An 18,200-nucleotide genomic window follows, 5' to 3' on the forward strand; every position below is an offset into this window, starting at 1 on the left:
CGAAAACCAAAAAGCAGCATAACATACAGACAAAATACTATCACCATACTTCTTAGGCTCTTCAGCGGGATGACCATCAACTAATAAGGTTTAGGAATGAGAAAATCGGTAACTTAACCTGTATAGTGACATTATTTCGTTTACAGGAGAATGTATCTCCTGCATACAAAACCAAAACCGAAGAAATTTACCGTAAACTCACTCAATCCTTTACCATATAAGGGAGCCCTGCATAAACTACTTCGGAATTACTTAAGGAGTGGAACAAATGAAGTTCTTTGTGGATACTGTGAACTTGGAAGAAATTAAGCTATCCAATGCACTTGGTGTGCTGTCTGGAGTGACAACGAATCCGACACTGGTGGCCAAGGAGGGCGTATCGTTTCACGATAGGCTCCGGGAAATAGCCGAAGAAGTATCTGGCTCTGTCAGTGCAGAGGTTGTTTCACATCAAGCAGATGAAATGGTGGAAGAAGGCAAGGAACTTGCTAAGATTGCTTCGAATATTACCGTGAAGGTTCCTATGACTCTGGAAGGGCTGAAGGCGGTTAAAGTTTTATCTGAGTTAAATATCAAGACAAATGTAACGCTTATATTTAACGTGAACCAAGCATTGCTTGCGGCGCGTGCCGGAGCTACATATGTCTCGCCATTTATCGGAAGACTGGATGATATCGGACATAGTGGAATGGACCTGATTGGTAATATTGCGGAGATTTTCGATCGACACAAGATCCAGACGAAAATCATCGCTGCTTCCATCAGGCATCCGCTTCATATAACAGAAGCTGCCCAGCAGGGAGCGCATATCGCGACCGTTCCTTTTGATGTCCTGCGGAAACTTGTGGAGCATCCGTTGACAGATGCTGGAATCCAACGATTTCTTGCAGACTGGAACAGTCGTATATAGTATAATTATGGTAAAATAGAGGAAACTAACGTTGCTGTTATCCTAAATGTGAGGAGTTCCTTATGCAGAAAATATTAGTAGAGGGCGGAAACCTTCTTAAAGGAAAAGTGAAGATCAGCGGAGCGAAAAATAGCGCAGTAGCACTGTTGCCAGCTGCTATACTGGCTGAATCTTCCGTAACGATAGAAGGGCTGCCCGAGATATCAGATGTTGAGACGCTGAGTGATTTGCTTGAAGAAATTGGCGGCAAAGTATCTAAATCCGATCAGACGATTACAATTGATCCTTCCGCAATGACGTCCATGCCTCTTCCGAACGGAAAAGTAAAGAAACTCCGGGCTTCCTATTATTTCATGGGGGCGATGCTCGGACGGTTCAAGCAGGCAGTCATTGGCTTACCTGGCGGCTGTTATCTTGGCCCTCGACCTATTGATCAGCATATCAAGGGCTTCGAAGCGTTAGGTGCAAAAGTGACGAATGAGCAAGGTGCCATCTATCTGCGAGCGGATGAGCTGCGTGGAGCGCGAATTTACTTGGATGTTCCAAGTGTTGGAGCGACGATTAATATCATGCTTGCTGCGGTGCGAGCCAAAGGGAAGACAATAATTGAGAACGCAGCAAAGGAACCAGAAATCATTGATGTAGCAACGCTTTTAACGAGTATGGGTGCAAAGATCAAAGGTGCTGGAACCGATGTGATTCGTATCGAAGGGGTTGATCATCTTCATGGGTGCCGTCATACAATCATCCCCGATCGAATTGAGGCTGGTACGTATACAATCCTGGCTGCTTCCCAAGGGGAAGAAGTAGTTATCGATAATGTCATTCCACAGCATCTGGAGTCGTTGCTTGCAAAGCTCCGGGAGATGGGTGTAGAGATCGTGGAAGGAGAGGAACAGCTGACAGTAAGGCCTGGAGCAAGACTGAATAGTGTGGATGTAAAGACACTAGTCTATCCTGGCTTCCCGACTGATCTGCAGCAGCCTTTTACTGCTCTCTTGACTAAAGCAAATGGTACTGGTGTTATAACGGACACCATCTATCAGGCTCGTTTTAAGCACATTGATGAACTGCGCCGGATGAACGCTCAAGTAAAGGTAGAGGGTGGAGCCTCCATCGTTACTGGTGCTGTCAAGCTCGAAGGAGCCAAGGTAAAAGCAAGCGATCTTCGGGCAGGTGCAGCACTTATCATCGCTGCACTAATGGCGGATGGTGTGACAGAAATCACCGGCGTGGAGCATATTGATCGTGGGTATGAGCGTATCACGGAAAAGCTGCTCGCACTTGGTGCTAACATTTGGCGTGAAGAGATGAGTGAGCAGGAAGTCGAGCAGTTTCAGAACTCTTGACGGGGTGCAGGAAATTCGATCCATCTCGAAGTCGGTATCTTTAAAACATCTAGATATTCTTCATCTGTGCTGGCATGGCCTGCAAAAGAAATCGAATCTTGTCATCAAACCTTCATGATGCAGAGACTGGCGTTAGCCAGTCTTTTTATATATAAAAATTCCTTCGTTCCACTTAAAAAATACAGTTGAATATTCAAGTACGAAAATGTATGATTAGTTATGCTAAAAAACGCAGCAAGTTTAAAAAAGCTGTATTGTGGTAAAAAATGATAGTTATAATCTTCTATTCTAGTTATACACTACCATCCTTCCTTTTCTTCCAAGTGCTATGCATGGACTTACAGAATCCCTTGCAACCTCTTCGGTCAAGATTGACGACCAGTAGCATGAACTAGATTCCACCAGTTTGAAGCACCAATGAAGGAAATATCAATTAAACAGCCAAACAGATAAGGACGAGTCCTTAAATACAATAGGTGTGGTGATTTTGTGGCTGAACTATCTATTTCTCATCTAGAAACATTGACATTGAAAGAACTTTACGCGATGGCTCGCGAATACCGCGTTTCCTATTATGCGAAACTAACGAAACGCGAATTAATCTTTGCCATTTTGAAAGCGCAAGCTGAAAAGGATGGTTTCCTTTTCATGGACGGTATCCTGGAAATCATTCCATCCGAGGGTTTCGGATTCCTACGGCCTATCAATTATGCACCGAGTGCAGAAGATATTTATATCAGTGCTTCGCAGATTAGACGCTTCGATTTACGTAATGGTGATAAGGTTTCCGGTAAGGTTCGTCCGCCGAAAGAGAACGAACGTTACTACGGTCTCCTGCATGTGGATGCAGTGAACAATGAAGATCCGGAAGTGGCGAAGGAACGTGTGCATTTTCCTGCCCTGACAGCTTTGTATCCGGATAAGCAGATGAAACTGGAAACCGAGACTCGCAAAGTGTCTACACGCATCATCGATTTGTTGACGCCTGTTGGATTTGGACAGCGCGGTTTGATCGTAGCCCCTCCGAAAGCCGGGAAAACGATGCTGCTGAAACAGATTGCCAACAGCATCACAGCAAATCATCCGGATGCCAAGCTGATTATACTGCTAGTAGATGAACGCCCGGAGGAAGTGACGGATATCGAACGTTCCGTTCATCCGGATGTTGATGTTGTCAGCTCGACTTTCGATGAAGTACCAGAAAACCATATCAAGGTTTCTGAATTAGTACTGGAACGCGCAATGCGCTTGGTTGAGCACAAAAAGGATGTTATTGTGCTGATGGACAGCATCACACGTCTTGCAAGAGCTTATAACCTGGTTATTCCGCCAAGCGGACGTACACTTTCCGGTGGTATTGACCCAGCGGCTTTCCACCGTCCGAAACGATTCTTCGGTGCTGCTCGTAACATCGAGGAAGGCGGCAGTTTCACAATCCTTGCTACTGCGCTTGTCGAAACAGGCTCACGCATGGATGATGTCATCTATGAAGAGTTCAAAGGAACAGGTAATATGGAGCTTCATTTGGATCGTTCCCTTGCAGAAAGACGTATCTTCCCCGCAATCGATATGGTTCGCTCCGGCACAAGGAAAGAAGAATTGCTTGTCCCGAAAGGTCAATTGGATAAAATGTGGGCGATCCGCAAGACAATGCAGGATTCTCATGACTTTGCTGAGCGCTTCCTGCGCCGCTTGAAAGCATCTAAAAACAACGAGGAATTCCTTGTGAATATGGAAGAGGATATGAAACGAAAAGGCACGAATAAGCGCGTCTGATTACATGGATTTCCTCTTGCAATGGGCTAGACAGACTGTTATAATCACGTTATGTGAGCTTTCACGACAGTTATCGGTCTCTCACAATAAACTCTGTTTCCAAGGGATTCAGGGCAAAAAGGAGTGCTAACGCATGAAAGAACAAATCCATCCGAAATATAACAAAGTTGTATTTCTAGATACTAGTTCTGACTACAAATTCTTGACTGGTTCTACTCAGAGTTCTGACGAAACAATCGAATGGGAAGATGGCAACACTTACCCTTTGATTCGTGTGGAAATCAGCTCAGCTTCTCACCCGTTCTACACTGGTAAGCAAAAAGCTGACAAAGCTGGCGGCCGCGTAGATCGTTTCAAGAAGAAATACAACTTGAGCTAATAGCTTAAGATATGAAGAAGAAAACAGGCAAACACCCTTTGCCTGTTTTTTCTGCTTCTAACCCCTTTTAAAGCTTACCATTACATGTACACTGATTATCCAGATATACATAAGTGGGATAGATATAGTATGGATAAAGATAGTGTACTGTGGCACTATCTTTTTTATTTGACAAGGAGAAATGACATGGCACAATTATTTTTCAAATATGGCGCAATGAACAGTGGAAAGTCGATTGAAATACTGAAAGTGGCCAATAATTACGAGGAACAAAATAAATCGGTTCTTATCTTCACTTCCGGCATCGATACAAGAGATGAAGTCGGCTATGTTTCCAGCAGAATTGGATTACGACGAAAAGCCATTCCGATTTTCGAAGAAACGAATCTCATGGAGATCGTCAAATCTCATGAACCGACACCGCATTGTGTGCTAATTGATGAAGTACAGTTCTTAAGTAAAGAACATGTGCTCCAACTGGCGGCAATTGTTGATACATTTGACATTCCTGTCATGGGCTTTGGATTGAAAAATGATTTCCAAAATGAACTGTTCGAAGGAAGCCGTTATATGCTCATTTATGCGGATAAAATCGAAGAGATGAAAACTATCTGCTGGTTCTGTGCACGCAAAGCAACAATGAACCTGCGGGTCGACGATGGCAAGCCAGTGTATACAGGAGATCAGATCCAGATTGGCGGCAATGACTCCTATTATCCTGTATGCCGCAAATGCCACACCAATCCGCCTCTTTAAAAGAAATAAAACTACACAAATGAAAGAAGGGACTGGCAGAGATGAAAGCGTTATTTATCGGAGGTACCGGAACTATTAGCTCAGCAGTAACCGAATTGGCTGTACAACAAGGATGGGAGCTGTTTTTGCTTAATCGCGGATCTAAACCAGTACCAGAAGGCTGTCAAAGTATCATAGCCGATATTACAGATGAAGCAGCAGTTGCAGCGAAACTCCAAGGTATGCAGTTTGATGTTGTTGCAGATTTCATTTCTTTTACAGCATCAGATATCGAACGTGATATCCGTTTATTTGCAGATAAGACAAAACAATTCATCTTTGTCAGCTCCGCTTCTGCATACCAGAAACCGCCTCGTCACTATAAGACAACGGAGAGCACGCCGCTCGTGAACCCCTACTGGGAATATTCCCGGCATAAGATAGAAGCAGAAGAAGTGCTGCAAAATTCGTATCGAGATACTGGGCTGCCAATAACAATTGTCCGTCCAAGCCATACATATGGCAATAAAAAGATTCCTGTGGCTTTCTATGGCGCAGGTGGCAGCTGGCAAATTGTGGAGAGGATCAAGCAAGGTAAACCAGTTCTCATTCATGGTGATGGAACTTCGCTTTGGACCTTGACTCACAATACGGATTTTGCCAAAGGATTTGTTGGTTTGATGGGAAATCCAGCAGCAATTGGAGAGACAGTGCATATCACTTCTGATGAAGTCCTGACATGGAATAGCATCTATGACATAATCGGAGACGCTTTAGGAAAGCGCGTAGATAAAGTGCATGTGTCGACAGATTTCCTCGTCATGTGCAGACCGGATCTGCAAGGATCACTGCTTGGAGATAAGGCGGAATGTGCTGTCTTCGATACAAGTAAAATAAAACGGCTCGTGCCGTCATTCACGGCGACAAAACGCTTTGACCAAGGAGTCAGGGAAGCAATTGAAAATTTCGAGCGTCACCCGGATTGGCAGCGCTTAGACCCGGAATTCGACCAGTTTTGTGACAGGGTTATAGAGGTGCAAAAGAGCGCAGCAGAACAGATTCGCCAAAGACTTAACATGAATTGCTAGGTTTGTCGGCAGAAGCTATAATAAAGCAAGGAAAGAGGTGTCGCTATGCTAGATCGTTTACAAGCACTAGAAGACCGTTATGAGAAGCTAAATGAACTTTTAAGTGATCCAGATGTGATCAGTGATACGAATAAATTACGAGAGTTTTCCAAAGAACAAGCAGGACTGACTGATGTCGTACAAGCTTATCGCGAATACAAAGATATCAGTACACAAGTAGAAGACGCTAAGACAATGCTTGCCGAGGAAAAAGATCCTGAAATCATCGAAATGGCCAAAGCGGAGATTTCAGAATTGTCACCGCGGCTTCTGGAATTGGAAGAGCAGATGCGTATTCTGATGCTGCCGAAGGATCCGAACGATGATAAAAACGTTATCATGGAAATTCGCGGAGCAGCTGGCGGAGATGAAGCAGCTTTATTTGCAGGTGATTTGTATCGTATGTACAGCAGATACGCGGAAGCGCAAGGCTGGAAGACAGAACTGATGGAAGCAAATTCGACTGGCGTTGGCGGCTACAAGGAGATCATTTTCATGATCAATGGAGCCAATGCCTATTCCAATCTGAAGTATGAAAATGGTGCTCACCGTGTGCAGCGTGTACCTGAAACAGAATCAGGCGGACGTATCCATACATCGACAGCGACTGTAGTGGTTATGCCGGAAGCGGAAGAAGTGGAAGTAGACATTCAAGACAAAGATATTCGAACGGATACATTCACATCGAGTGGACCAGGTGGACAAAGTGTAAACACGACGATGTCTGCGGTTCGATTGACGCATATGCCGACGGGGATCGTTGTGTCGATGCAGGATGAAAAATCCCAGATCAAGAACAAAGAGAAAGCGATGAAAATCTTGCGTGCTCGTATTTATGATAAGTTCCAGCAGGAAGCGCAAGCTGAATACGATGATGCACGGAAATCTGCTGTCGGTTCAGGAGACCGTTCTGAACGTATCCGAACATACAACTTCCCGCAAAACCGCGTAACAGATCACCGAATCGGACTTACAATCCAGAAGCTGGATCAGATTCTGGAAGGAAAGCTCCATGAAGTGGTCGATGCACTGATCATGGAAGAGCAGGCGAAGAAACTTGAGCAAATCGGAGAATAAACAGCAGCCGACTATATTGGAGGCACTGCAGGAGGCCACGGCTTTTTTGCAAACGCATCAGCGTGAAGAAAGAGTGGCAGAGCTTTTGCTGCTGTTCCATCTTGGCATCAGTAAGACGGAGCTTCTGATGAATATGAGGGAAGCGATGGATCCTGTGCTTTATGCGACCTTCAGAAAAGACATAGAAGAGCATGCAGAAACAGGCATTCCGCTCCAGCATTTGACAGGAGAAGAAGAATTCCTCGGCAGACGCTATTATGTGAATCGAGATGTGCTTATTCCGAGACCAGAAACAGAAGAACTTGTACTTGGTGTAGAAAACATGATCCAAAAGAGGCTGGCAGGACAGGATTTGGCGATTGCTGATATCGGTACAGGCAGCGGGATAATCGCTACATCTTTGAAGCTTGCTTTTCCTGCAGCTGAAGTGATCGCAACAGATATATCCGAGCGAGCTTTGCTCATTGCCAAAAGCAACAGCCGCACATTAGGTGCTTCTATCAGCTTAAAGCAAGGCAGTTACCTGGAACCGCTCCGGCAGCTTGAAAAACGAGTGAATGTGCTTGTTTCCAATCCCCCATATATAGATGAGGTGGATAAAGAGCACATGACCGACACCGTGAAAAACTTTGATCCAAGTCTTGCTCTGTTCGCTGACGATAACGGACTCGCAGCTTATAAGGAAATCATCAGTGGATTATCGAATGTGCTCGCTTTCCCGGCCATTGCTGCCTTTGAAATCGGCTGGCAGCAAGGAACAGCAGTCCGCGATATGATAGTGGAGAAGTTCCCATCGGCAGAAGTAGAAGTAAGACAGGATATAAATGGTAAAGACCGTATGGTGTTTGCTTGGATACAAAAATAGAAGGACTGTGCTGCAGGCACAGTCCTTTTTTTGTTGAAAAACTAGATTCATAGGTTTAATTCCTCCCAGCTTGTTCATACTGGTACCATCACACACAAGAAATGAGGTACCAAATATGAAAAAGCTATTATTTTCCCTAACTGCAATCGTTCTATTATTTTTATATATTTTATATCCGGGAAGTGGCACAGAGGCTCAGGTGAGCAATAGTTCACAAGCAGTGAAAGAAATTCCGGATGAAGCAATCCGCCTCCGTATTCTGGCTAATAGTAATACCGATGCGGATCAGCAGCTGAAGCGTCTGATTCGTGATGAAGTGAATGCCCAGATCAATAGCTGGGTGAAGGATATGACGGATATTGAAGAGGCTCGGGACCTAATTGAAGAACAGCTTCCTGAGATAAAGAAGACAGTTGCACGCGTGCTGAATGAGCAAGGAAAAAGCCAGGGGTTCAATGTAGAATACAGTGATGAAATTTCGTTTCCAGCAAAGCTTTATGGATCTTATCTTTATCCGGCAGGGCAGTATGAGGCTGTCTTGATCACACTCGGAGAAGGTGAAGGAGAAAACTGGTGGTGTGTGCTCTTCCCGCCGCTTTGCTTTCTGGATTTCTCCAGCGGCACAAGTGTAGCAGAAGCGGAAGTGAACGCAGATGCAGAACCGGTGGATGTAGCAGTGGAAGCTCCATTAGAAGAAGAAAAGCCCAAAGTGAAATTCTTTCTATTAGAATGGTTTAGCTAAAATCATATTATGTCCCTCCCATTCATATAATCTATTAACTAGTAATAGACGGGAGGACTTTTTATGCGGTTAATACCTGCTCAAGCATGTGAGCTGTCTGAGCTGGATGAGTTTTTCGGCAATAGCCTGCCTCGTTGGAAGATGGAGCAGCAGAAATTATATGAAGAAGGATATATCATAGAGGCGGAAGAAGGATGGCGGGCTTTTTTCTGTTTGGAACAGTATGAACAGTCTCTTCGCGTACATTCTATGTACGTAAAGCCCCCAGCCAACGGAACAATCATCTTAACTTGTATGGAGCTTGCCAGCATCGAAGCGAGGAGGCGTGAAGCAAGCAGTCTGCGACTCATCAGCCACCATGAAACGCTTGATCAGCTCATGACTCTGTATGGATTCGAAGCGAAGCAAGGCTTTTGGGAGAAGACGCTCTGACATTGGGGTTTGGCAGTCCATATGGTATCATAGCTCTTAGTGATATTTAGCAAAAGGAGCATCTGATCCATGATGGAAACGAAGCATTGGACTGTGTCACAGCAGTCCTTCGATAAAAAAGCGATGGAGGAGGCAGCGTCTCTTCTTAGTAAAGGAGAAGCCGTTGCTTTTCCTACCGAGACAGTTTATGGTCTTGGCGCTGATGCAACAAATGAACAAGCTGTCCGGAAAATATTTGAAGCTAAAGGTCGTCCTTCTGATAATCCGCTCATCGTCCATGTGGCGGACAAGGACCAGTTGAAAGACCTTGTCGAGGACGTCCCTGAAGTTGCTTATAAACTTCTAGAGGCATTCAGTCCTGGGCCAATAACGATTATTTTGAAAAGTAAAGGAGCGGTTGCTCCGAATGTCAGTGCCGGACTAGATTCAATTGGTATCCGGATACCGAGTCACCCGGTAGGACTACGCCTTTTGCAAGAAGTAGCTTTACCGATTGCTGCACCGAGTGCAAATATATCAGGCAGACCCAGCCCAACAAAAGCAGAGCATGTTGTCCATGATTTGGATGGGCGAATTGCTGGAATTATGGATGGTGGTCCGACTGGAATCGGCCTGGAGTCCACAGTGGTTGACTGTACGGAAGCAGTGCCAGTCATACTTCGGCCGGGCGGTGTGACAGCTGAAGCAATTCAAGAGGTCATCGGAACAGTGATGGTGGACCCTGGACTTGCTGGTGGGGAAAAAGAGAAACCGAAGGCACCAGGTATGAAATATACGCATTATGCACCGGAAGCTCCGCTATATTTGGTGGACGAAGAGATGCAGCAGCATGCGGACAAGCTAGCTGAAGCGGGTGAGAAGGTTGGTATTATTGCAACAGAGGAGCTTGCGCAAATGCTGCAGAGTGAACGGATCCAAATCTGCGGCTCAAGAAAAGATCTCTCCACAGTAGCAGAGCATCTGTATGATGCGCTCAGACATTTCAAGAAATCAGATGTATCGGTCATCCTTTGTGAAAGCTTTGAGAAGCATGGAGTAGGCGCAGCGATTATGAATCGGCTGGAAAAAGCAGCGATAGGAAGAATATGAGCAGAAGGGAACGTCCCTGAAGACGTTCCCTTTTTCTATTCTAGTATGATAAGTGATAAGATATAGCCAGTTTTAGGCAGATAGGTGATTTGCACAGTTTGTTCAGCTATATCCGCATCATATCTATACTGGAACGATTCATATTCTTCCATGCCATCATTGGTCACTACAGCAATTGTTTGACCGATTCTGCCGTAGTCTTCTCCATCGGTCACATAAGCGATTTTTCCTCGCGTTTCTTCAAATGTGTCATTTGTATAATGTCTGATATCCAGGATATCAGTAGATGTAAAACAAAAGCTTATTATCGCACCAAGTGTCACCGCTGCACATATGATTAACTGTTTCCACTGTTGTTTTAGGGAAGACTTTATAGATGCCCATACACCAAGGCACGTAATAGGCAGCAATACAAAATATGGAATGAAGATTGTAGAATAGAGGAAGAGATAAATATTACCCCGAAATAGACACAGTATTGCGCTCAAAAAATAAAATAACAAGATACCTATCATCATACCTATCTTTCCAAACATGTTTACTCACCTCCACAAAAGGTACATAAAAGGTTCCGTTTCTCTGACGATGTAAGAATGTCTCACCTGTTGTATACTACTAGTAGCACCATTTTAGAAGCAAGGAGAAATTTGGATGAAACTATTAATTGTTTGTACTGGCAATACGTGCAGAAGTCCGATGGCAGAAGCACTTGTGCGCAAACGACTGCCGCAGGTGGAGGTACAGTCTGCTGGTATATTCGCTCATGATGGGTCACCCGCCTCTCATCAGGCGGTAATGGTCATGGAGGAGGCTGGGGTACTTTTCGCTCATCAATCCAAGCCTGTTACGAGAGAACGTGTGGAATGGGCGGATTTGATCCTGACGATGACAGAGCAGCATAAACAATTATTGCTGGAGCAGTATCCGCATGCGGCTGAAAAGCTGCATACACTGCCGGAATACGCTTCACAGGAGGCAGCTGCTGCTTGGAAATCACTGCAGGAAGCTTATGCTGATCTGGAAACGAAGCGTGTTCGATTCGCCAGTAGCTTTTCTGGAGATTCTAATACACTCCAGAGGGAATTCATGCATGCTCACCAGCACGAAATCGCACACATTCAGGAGCTCGAGGCAAGTATGCCTGCAGCAGACATAATGGATCCTTTCGGGCGTTCTGTTGAGGTGTACCGGACGACGCTGAAGGAATTGGAATTCTATGTTGATAAATTGGCAGAAAAGATTCACAATGAGAAGTAGGTAAAAAGACTCTCATACCAAAATATCAGCATGGATGGTGGATTATGTCATGAAAAGCTTCAGTCTGCGTTTCAAACTGGCGATTTTCGCCACAGTTCTCGCATTAGTTACCTATAGTGTGAGTGCATTGTTCATTTATATTGTGCATCCCTTTGTTCAGCAGCATTGGGATGTTGCCGCACCAGTACTCGTTCTTCTTACCCTATTTCTCGGTGTCTTGTGGACCGGAATACTAGCCTTTTCCGCAGCCCGCTTTATTACGAAGCCATTAAAGGATCTGGAAAAGGTTGCAACCAAAGCTGCTGATGGCAGCTTGGAGGAAGAATGGGAAGTTGTTCCTTCGAATGATGAGATTGGTGCTCTGACACGTGCTTTTCAAAAGATGCTGCATAACCTGAAATCAATGATCTCAGACATTGATGCCAATGCGAAGGCGAATGATCAATACGCTAAACAGATCCAGTCTGAAACAATGACTGCATCTGAAAAAGTCATTGAGATTGATGGAATTATGCAGACGATGGCTGAAGGAGCCCAATCCACATCAGGCGCGGTCGGCAGCATTGTGCAGTCACTCGACAACGCAACAGCCTTGTCTGAGGATGTACGGACCAAAGCTGATCAGTCACAGGAACTATCTCATGGAATGGTTGGAAAATTGCACAGTTCACAGACAGTTGTAATGGACTTGGTACAGGGAATTCAAATGATCGCAGAAAAACAGGAGCATTCAATCGACAATGTGAAGCAGCTCGAAAAGAACGCTTCAGAAATCGAACAGATTATCCGTTTTGTCAGTGATATAGCGGAACAGACAAATCTGCTTGCACTAAATGCTTCGATTGAGGCGGCGCGAGCAGGCGAGCAGGGACGGGGCTTTGCGGTAGTGGCCGAAGAAGTGCGGAAACTGGCCGATGAAAGCAGACAGGCAGCACAGGATATCTCTGTCAACATCAAAGAGATTCAACAGAATATTGGACAAGTTGTTACGGAAATTGATGAACAATTGGCGCTAGCACGGAGTGAGGCAGAAAAAGGCTCCGAAAGCAGTGTAGTCATGGAAGAAATGACAGCGGCCATTACACATGTTGTTACGTCGATTCAGGAAATTGGCAAGCTAACCCTGCAGCAGCGGGAGGAAATTGCTTCCGTTACAGATCAGTCTAAAGGTGTAGCAACGCTTGCTGAGCAGGCATCAGCTGGAGCACAGGAAGTAAGTGCCTCCGTTCAGGAGCAAGCATCTGTCATGCATAACTTGGAGCAATTATCAGCTTCACTCGAAGAACAAGCAGGCAGGCTCAGAGACCAAATGAAACAGTTCGAATTTACACAACAAGCATCCGTGCATCACGCGGAATTCGGAAGGAAGGATGAAGAAAATGAAAGTAATTCTAACATCAGACCACGGTGGAGTAAATCTTCGTAAGGAAATTGCAGATCTTCTGACGGAGCTGAATATTGAATTTGTGGATACAGGCTGTGATTGTGAGGGTTCTGTAGATTATCCGGATTACGGAATTCCAGCAGCAGAAAGAGTTGCGAACGGCGAATTTGATCGCGGAATTCTTATTTGCGGTACTGGTATCGGTATGAGTATTTCGGCAAACAAAGTACCTGGTATCCGTGCAGCACTCGTACACGATGTATTCAGTGCAAAAGCAACTCGGGAACATAATGACAGCAACATGCTGGCGATGGGGGAACGTGTTATCGGGCCAGGGCTTGCACGCGAAATCGTTCAAACATGGCTCGGTACTGAATTTACAGCAGGACGTCACCAGAATCGCGTGAACAAGATCTCGGACTACGAAAACAAGTAAAAGAGAAGGGTGTACATGAAAGCAATCGCAGATCATATTCAGACTGTTGTAAGGGAGCTCGCTTCCTGTGGGTATATGCATAAGGGAGACTTATTTTTGATCGGATGTTCGACGAGCGAAGTAGCTGGTGAGCGGATTGGCAGTGCGGGGAATATGGAAATTGCAAAACTGCTTTACCAGCAGCTGGAATGGCTGAAAAAAGAAACTGGCATAAATCTCGTATTTCAGTGCTGTGAACACTTAAATCGTGCTATTGTAGTAGAGAAGCATATCAGTCGGCAATACGGTTTAACCGAAGTTTCCGCGAAACCTGTTGCAAGAGCCGGCGGTTCTATGGCTGCTTGCGCTTATGAGCAGTTTGAGGATCCTGTGTTGGTCGAAGATATTCGGGCGGATGCCGGAATAGATATCGGGGAGACGATGATAGGGATGCACCTGAAGCCTGTTGCAGTACCATTCCGTCTCAAGCAGCGGTATATCGGCGGTGCCCGGATTAATACTGCTTATACAAGACCTAAACTGATCGGCGGCGTAAGAGCTGTGTACCCTGACTGAACACCGGCTACGACATACATCAACAATACACGAGGAGGCATGTTTCGATGAAACATATTCAAGCGAATGATCCAGAACTATTCCAAGCTATCGAAGACGAAAGAGGGCGCCAGCACGACAAGATTGAGCTGATTGCATCTGAGAACTTCGTATCACAGTCTGTCATGGAAGCGCAAGGCTCCGTACTCACAAACAAATATGCGGAGGGCTATCCAGGCCGCAGATACTATGGCGGTTGTGAATATGTTGATGTAGCAGAAAATCTCGCAATTAACCGAGCAAAGGAAATCTTCGGTGCAGAGCATGCCAATGTACAGCCGCACTCCGGTGCACAGGCAAACATGGCTGTTTATTTCGCATTTTTGGAGCCAGGCGATACAGTTCTTGGTATGAACCTCAGTCATGGCGGACATTTGACCCACGGCAGTCCAGTGAACTTCAGCGGTAAGCTGTATAACTTCACGGAATATGGTGTGGATCAGGAAACAGAGCAGCTCGACTATGACGTCGTACGTACAAAAGCGCTTGAAGTAAAGCCTAAGATGATTGTGGCTGGTGCAAGTGCTTATCCACGTGAAATCGATTTTGCGAAATTCCGCGAAATCGCTGATGAAGTCGGAGCTTATCTTATGGTCGATATGGCGCATATTGCAGGTCTTGTTGCAACAGGCGTACATCAATCACCAGTTCCTTATGCAGATGTTGTGACAACAACAACGCATAAAACATTGCGCGGACCACGTGGTGGTATGATCCTAACAAAAGAGAAATATGCGAAACAGATCGATAAAGCTGTCTTCCCAGCAATGCAAGGTGGACCACTGATGCACGTCATCGCGGCGAAAGCAGTGAGTTTCAAAGAAATCCTGGATAATGATTTCAAAGCTTATGCACAGCAGATTGTTGATAATGCACAGCGCCTTGCGGAAGGTTTGACAAAAGAAGGTGTCCGTCTTGTATCTGGCGGTACAGACAACCACCTGCTTCTTCTTGATGTAAGCAAGCTAGGTCTTACTGGTAAAGATGCGGAGCATGCATTGGATGAAGTCGGTGTGACAACCAACAAAAATACGATCCCATTCGATAAAGAAGGTCCATTCATCACAAGTGGTGTGCGGATCGGTACAGCAGCAGTCACGACTCGCGGCTTTAAGCTTGAGGAAATGGACGAGCTTGCAGGCATCATCGCTACAACGTTGAAGCACCATGATGATACAGAGAAATTGGAAGAAGTGAAAGGCCGCGTCAAAGCGTTGGCTGATCGTTTCCCGCTTTATAAGTAAAAGAAGAAAGACAGTCGCGTGAGCGGCTGTCTTTTTTTGTGAATTGTACCTTGTTGGGATATGGTTGGAGAAAATCTGTGTTTTATTACTTACGACTCATTTAAACTTCGTTTCAATAGAAATATGGAAAAACCATAAACTATTATTATGATTGGCAATAGCATCGTCATGAAATCACGATACGTTTCTAGAGGAACGGGTTGAATGAGACGCCGATATACTTCAATAATTACCCATCCGATAGGGAAAACAACTGCTGAGTAACTCATTGCTTTATATTGTACCATTGCACCTTTAGCACTTTTAGATTCCTTACTTCTGAAAAAGCTGATTAAAAGATATACGGCAATAAAGAACAATGGAACTACAATCATTGCACTCATATAGCGATAGACCCTCCTTAAATTTACTTGAACAATGTAACGATCTCTTCAAATTAGTTCGCGAATTCCATTTAACTGGAAGCGAATGCGCACTCCCAATATAACATGAACTATGTCTGAATTATGAAAATTCGATAATTAATCTTCTTTCTATTTTGAATTGATTCAGAAAGAGGCTAAATAAAAAGAATTTTAGCTTATTGGAATTACGAACTTTAGGGGAAATCATTAATCGATTAGGGATGAGCGTAATAGATATGTTGAAGCAGGTTTCTATTATACGGAAAATACACTCGATATGCGCAGGCAGAATACGGAGACTCCCGCGGGATGAAGGCCTAGGTGAGACCCCGGAGTGCAAAGCACGAGGAGGCTCACCAGCCGCCAGCAGGAAAGCGGAGTATTCTGCCGGAGCGACTCCGTCCGCCTCTAGGACTCGGTTTGTACCAGCCTCAAGTGGTCTTTTCCGCTTTTCGTTGGTGTCTAGCTCCGTTTCTTACCGGTCACTTACGCTTTTCGTATTGTCCCTTTTCTTTTGCCTATATCTTCTGTATACTATTAAAGATTTGAATATTTTTAGAGGGAGTGTTCGGAAATGGGTAATGTTTTTGTTTTGGATCATCCGTTAATTCAGCATAAGCTTACGTACATACGTGATAAGAATACAGGTACGAAGGAGTTCCGTGAGTTGGTGGATGAGGTTGCGGCGCTTATGGCGTTTGAGATCACACGTGATCTGCCGATGGAAGAGACAACGATTCAGACACCTGTCGTAGAAGCGAAAACGAAGGTACTTGCTGGTAAAAAAATCGGACTTGTGCCGATATTGCGTGCAGGTCTTGGTATGACAGAAGGTATCCTGCGCCTGATTCCTGCTGCGCGTGTCGGACATATCGGCATGTACCGAGATCCGGAAACAATGCAGCCAGTGGAGTACTATATCAAACTCCCATCTGATATTGAAGAACGTGAATTGATTGTTATCGATCCGATGCTTGCAACAGGTGGATCTGCCAATGATGCTATCCACTCTCTGAAAAAGCGCGGCGCGAAACAGATCCGTCTAATGTGCTTAATCGCTGCTCCTGAAGGCGTGGAAGTGATCAAGGAAGAACATCCGGATGTAGATATTTATCTAGCTGCAATGGATGAAAAACTTGATGATCACGGTTATATCGTACCAGGTCTTGGCGATGCTGGGGATCGTTTGTATGGCACTAAGTAAAAAAAGAGTCATGCTTGTCTTTGGGACACGTCCTGAAGCAGTCAAGATGGCGCCTCTTGTGCTTGAATTGAAAAAGCGTTCAGAGAAGTTCGAAACGATTGTTGCGGTAACTGCACAGCAGCGGGAAATGCTAGATCAAGTACTTAGCATATTTGATATCAAACCTGATTATGACTTGAATATCATGAAAGCACGGCAAAGCCTGGCACATATCACCACAAAGGTGATGGAAGGGCTGGACGAGCTGTATCAGGAGATAAAGCCAGATATTGTGCTTGTACATGGGGACACGACAACTAGCTTTGCAGCATCACTGGCGGCTTACTATAACCAGATCCCTGTCGGACATGTGGAAGCTGGATTACGCACGTGGAACAAGTATTCACCGTTTCCGGAAGAACTTAATCGTCAGCTGACTGGAGTAATAGCGGACCTTCATTTCTCACCTACTGTCCAAGCTCGGCAGAATCTACTTGATGAAAATAAGAATGTAGAAACGATTGCCGTAACAGGTAATACAGCGATCGATGCCTTGCAGACTACTGTCGACCCGAATTATCAGCATCCCATTCTGGAACAAGCTGCCGGCAGACGTTTAGTGCTTGTCACTGCTCATCGTCGGGAGAATCTTGGTGAGAACATGGAGCATATGTTTACTGCCATCAGAAGAATTGCAGATGCACATCCGGACACACTGATCGTCTATCCGGTGCACTTGAATCCAGCAGTGCGTGACATAGCGAATCGTATCCTCGGGAACCATGATAGAATTCAATTGATCGAGCCGCTAGGGCTGATTGATTTCCATAACTTTGCTTCCCAGGCATACTTGATTCTGACAGATTCCGGCGGTGTCCAGGAAGAGGCGCCGTCACTCGGAGTACCTGTGCTCGTACTGCGCGATACGACAGAACGACCGGAAGGAATTCAAGCCGGCACACTGAAACTTGCCGGTACAGATGAAAAAACTATTTTTGATATGGCAGACAAGCTTCTTCGTGATGAACAAGCACATAAAGAAATGTCACAAGCGTCCAATCCTTATGGAGATGGACAAGCTTCGATTCGTATTGCCGATTATCTTCAATATTATTTCGGTTTACAATCACAGCCGTCTGTACCTTTCCAACCAGCTGACCCCAAATAGGGCAGCTGGTTTTTTTGTATAGGGAATCTTCACTCGTGCATCCTAATGG

20 protein-coding genes are annotated in these 18,200 nt (G+C 45.1%); 18 read left to right on the plus strand and 2 right to left on the minus strand.

Features of this window, described 5'->3' with window-relative positions; all coding sequences use genetic code 11:
• Positions 1–268: 268 nt before the first annotated feature.
• From fsa to AE2B122_RS06625, 11 genes are all read left to right on the plus strand, one after another.
• Entirely contained in the window at positions 269–910 is a 642-nt protein-coding gene (fsa, locus tag AE2B122_RS06575; RefSeq protein ID WP_095268286.1) for a fructose-6-phosphate aldolase, read from the plus strand.
• 62 nt (positions 911–972) lie between these two features.
• Entirely contained in the window at positions 973–2,259 is a 1,287-nt protein-coding gene (locus tag AE2B122_RS06580) for a UDP-N-acetylglucosamine 1-carboxyvinyltransferase (protein ID WP_095219317.1), read from the plus strand.
• 489 nt (positions 2,260–2,748) lie between these two features.
• Positions 2,749–4,035, plus strand: coding sequence for a transcription termination factor Rho (gene rho / locus AE2B122_RS06585; protein WP_095268287.1), 1,287 nt, complete (start codon positions 2,749–2,751; stop codon positions 4,033–4,035).
• Between the two features lie 133 nt (positions 4,036–4,168).
• A complete protein-coding gene (locus AE2B122_RS06590) occupies positions 4,169–4,414 on the plus strand; it encodes a type B 50S ribosomal protein L31 (RefSeq protein ID WP_038564035.1) in 246 nt (81 codons plus the stop codon).
• 186 nt (positions 4,415–4,600) lie between these two features.
• Positions 4,601–5,170 carry a thymidine kinase gene (locus AE2B122_RS06595; protein WP_095219319.1) on the plus strand — a complete coding sequence of 190 codons (570 nt, stop codon included), beginning with the start codon at positions 4,601–4,603 and terminating at the stop codon, positions 5,168–5,170.
• 41 nt (positions 5,171–5,211) lie between these two features.
• A complete protein-coding gene (locus AE2B122_RS06600) occupies positions 5,212–6,237 on the plus strand; it encodes an SDR family oxidoreductase (protein WP_175073435.1) in 1,026 nt (341 codons plus the stop codon).
• Positions 6,238–6,282: 45 nt separating this feature from the next.
• The gene (gene prfA, locus AE2B122_RS06605; protein WP_175073436.1) at positions 6,283–7,353 is read left to right on the plus strand and encodes a peptide chain release factor 1; all 1,071 of its coding nucleotides are present in this window, start codon (positions 6,283–6,285) and stop codon (positions 7,351–7,353) included.
• Positions 7,334–8,218, plus strand: a complete 885-nt coding sequence (gene prmC / locus AE2B122_RS06610; RefSeq protein WP_245840366.1) for a peptide chain release factor N(5)-glutamine methyltransferase — start codon at positions 7,334–7,336, stop codon at positions 8,216–8,218. The genes prfA and prmC overlap by 20 nt, the downstream gene beginning before the upstream one ends.
• Positions 8,219–8,333: 115 nt before the next feature.
• On the plus strand, positions 8,334–8,960 hold the full coding sequence (spoIIR, locus tag AE2B122_RS06615) for a stage II sporulation protein R (protein WP_095219322.1): 627 nt from the start codon (positions 8,334–8,336) through the stop codon (positions 8,958–8,960).
• 63 nt (positions 8,961–9,023) lie between these two features.
• On the plus strand, positions 9,024–9,392 hold the full coding sequence (locus tag AE2B122_RS06620) for a hypothetical protein (protein WP_095219323.1): 369 nt from the start codon (positions 9,024–9,026) through the stop codon (positions 9,390–9,392).
• Positions 9,393–9,461: 69 nt separating this feature from the next.
• Positions 9,462–10,481, plus strand: coding sequence for an L-threonylcarbamoyladenylate synthase (locus AE2B122_RS06625; RefSeq protein WP_369679041.1), 1,020 nt, complete (start codon positions 9,462–9,464; stop codon positions 10,479–10,481).
• A gap of 35 nt (positions 10,482–10,516) precedes the next feature.
• On the opposite strand, the gene AE2B122_RS06630 is transcribed toward AE2B122_RS06625, so the two are convergent.
• Positions 10,517–11,017: a hypothetical protein gene (locus AE2B122_RS06630; RefSeq protein WP_175073437.1), complete on the minus strand. Its 501-nt coding sequence runs from the start codon at positions 11,015–11,017 to the stop codon at positions 10,517–10,519.
• Between the two features lie 115 nt (positions 11,018–11,132).
• Here AE2B122_RS06630 and AE2B122_RS06635 point away from each other — a divergent pair, with 115 nt between their 5' ends.
• From AE2B122_RS06635 to glyA, 5 genes are read left to right on the plus strand one after another with little or no spacing between them, the layout of a single operon-like run.
• Positions 11,133–11,738 (plus strand): low molecular weight protein arginine phosphatase, encoded by a 606-nt coding sequence (locus AE2B122_RS06635; RefSeq protein ID WP_175073438.1) that lies wholly within the window; start codon positions 11,133–11,135, stop codon positions 11,736–11,738.
• A gap of 49 nt (positions 11,739–11,787) precedes the next feature.
• The gene (locus AE2B122_RS06640) at positions 11,788–13,164 is read left to right on the plus strand and encodes a methyl-accepting chemotaxis protein (RefSeq protein WP_175073439.1); all 1,377 of its coding nucleotides are present in this window, start codon (positions 11,788–11,790) and stop codon (positions 13,162–13,164) included.
• Positions 13,118–13,558, plus strand: a complete 441-nt coding sequence (gene rpiB, locus AE2B122_RS06645; RefSeq protein WP_038564056.1) for a ribose 5-phosphate isomerase B — start codon at positions 13,118–13,120, stop codon at positions 13,556–13,558. Before AE2B122_RS06640 ends, rpiB begins: the two co-directional genes overlap by 47 nt.
• A gap of 15 nt (positions 13,559–13,573) precedes the next feature.
• Entirely contained in the window at positions 13,574–14,113 is a 540-nt protein-coding gene (locus AE2B122_RS06650; RefSeq protein ID WP_175073440.1) for a TIGR01440 family protein, read from the plus strand.
• Positions 14,114–14,160: 47 nt separating this feature from the next.
• A complete protein-coding gene (gene glyA / locus AE2B122_RS06655; protein ID WP_175073441.1) occupies positions 14,161–15,396 on the plus strand; it encodes a serine hydroxymethyltransferase in 1,236 nt (411 codons plus the stop codon).
• Positions 15,397–15,485: 89 nt separating this feature from the next.
• Here glyA and AE2B122_RS06660 read toward each other — a convergent pair whose 3' ends face one another.
• Positions 15,486–15,779 (minus strand): hypothetical protein, encoded by a 294-nt coding sequence (locus tag AE2B122_RS06660; protein WP_175073442.1) that lies wholly within the window; start codon positions 15,777–15,779, stop codon positions 15,486–15,488.
• 595 nt (positions 15,780–16,374) lie between these two features.
• Between AE2B122_RS06660 and upp the strand changes: the two genes are divergently transcribed.
• Together upp and wecB are read left to right on the plus strand one after the other, a co-directional pair.
• Positions 16,375–17,004, plus strand: coding sequence for a uracil phosphoribosyltransferase (gene upp, locus AE2B122_RS06665; RefSeq protein WP_095268293.1), 630 nt, complete (start codon positions 16,375–16,377; stop codon positions 17,002–17,004).
• On the plus strand, positions 16,991–18,151 hold the full coding sequence (gene wecB, locus AE2B122_RS06670; protein WP_175073443.1) for a non-hydrolyzing UDP-N-acetylglucosamine 2-epimerase: 1,161 nt from the start codon (positions 16,991–16,993) through the stop codon (positions 18,149–18,151). The genes upp and wecB overlap by 14 nt, the downstream gene beginning before the upstream one ends.
• The last annotated feature ends 49 nt before the right edge of the window (positions 18,152–18,200 follow it).

Origin of the sequence: Terribacillus sp. AE2B 122 (assembly GCF_902497585.1) — a bacterium.
Classification (GTDB): domain Bacteria; phylum Bacillota; class Bacilli; order Bacillales; family Amphibacillaceae; genus Terribacillus; species Terribacillus saccharophilus_A.

Excerpts from the sequence above, each read along its gene's own strand:
- fsa (WP_095268286.1), top strand. The coding sequence starts at position 269 with ATGAAGTTCTTTGTGGATACTGTGAACTTGGAAGAAATTAAGCTATCC.
- AE2B122_RS06580 (WP_095219317.1), top strand. The coding sequence starts at position 973 with ATGCAGAAAATATTAGTAGAGGGCGGAAACCTTCTTAAAGGAAAAGTG.
- AE2B122_RS06590 (WP_038564035.1), top strand. The coding sequence starts at position 4,169 with ATGAAAGAACAAATCCATCCGAAATATAACAAAGTTGTATTTCTAGAT.
- AE2B122_RS06595 (WP_095219319.1), top strand. The coding sequence starts at position 4,601 with ATGGCACAATTATTTTTCAAATATGGCGCAATGAACAGTGGAAAGTCG.
- AE2B122_RS06600 (WP_175073435.1), top strand. The coding sequence starts at position 5,212 with ATGAAAGCGTTATTTATCGGAGGTACCGGAACTATTAGCTCAGCAGTA.
- prfA (WP_175073436.1), top strand. The coding sequence starts at position 6,283 with ATGCTAGATCGTTTACAAGCACTAGAAGACCGTTATGAGAAGCTAAAT.
- spoIIR (WP_095219322.1), top strand. The coding sequence starts at position 8,334 with ATGAAAAAGCTATTATTTTCCCTAACTGCAATCGTTCTATTATTTTTA.
- AE2B122_RS06620 (WP_095219323.1), top strand. The coding sequence starts at position 9,024 with ATGCGGTTAATACCTGCTCAAGCATGTGAGCTGTCTGAGCTGGATGAG.
- AE2B122_RS06625 (WP_369679041.1), top strand. The coding sequence starts at position 9,462 with ATGATGGAAACGAAGCATTGGACTGTGTCACAGCAGTCCTTCGATAAA.
- AE2B122_RS06630 (WP_175073437.1), bottom strand. The coding sequence starts at position 11,017 with ATGTTTGGAAAGATAGGTATGATGATAGGTATCTTGTTATTTTATTTT.
- AE2B122_RS06635 (WP_175073438.1), top strand. The coding sequence starts at position 11,133 with ATGAAACTATTAATTGTTTGTACTGGCAATACGTGCAGAAGTCCGATG.
- AE2B122_RS06640 (WP_175073439.1), top strand. The coding sequence starts at position 11,788 with ATGAAAAGCTTCAGTCTGCGTTTCAAACTGGCGATTTTCGCCACAGTT.
- rpiB (WP_038564056.1), top strand. The coding sequence starts at position 13,118 with ATGAAAGTAATTCTAACATCAGACCACGGTGGAGTAAATCTTCGTAAG.
- AE2B122_RS06650 (WP_175073440.1), top strand. The coding sequence starts at position 13,574 with ATGAAAGCAATCGCAGATCATATTCAGACTGTTGTAAGGGAGCTCGCT.
- glyA (WP_175073441.1), top strand. The coding sequence starts at position 14,161 with ATGAAACATATTCAAGCGAATGATCCAGAACTATTCCAAGCTATCGAA.
- AE2B122_RS06660 (WP_175073442.1), bottom strand. The coding sequence starts at position 15,779 with ATGAGTGCAATGATTGTAGTTCCATTGTTCTTTATTGCCGTATATCTT.
- upp (WP_095268293.1), top strand. The coding sequence starts at position 16,375 with ATGGGTAATGTTTTTGTTTTGGATCATCCGTTAATTCAGCATAAGCTT.
- wecB (WP_175073443.1), top strand. The coding sequence starts at position 16,991 with ATGGCACTAAGTAAAAAAAGAGTCATGCTTGTCTTTGGGACACGTCCT.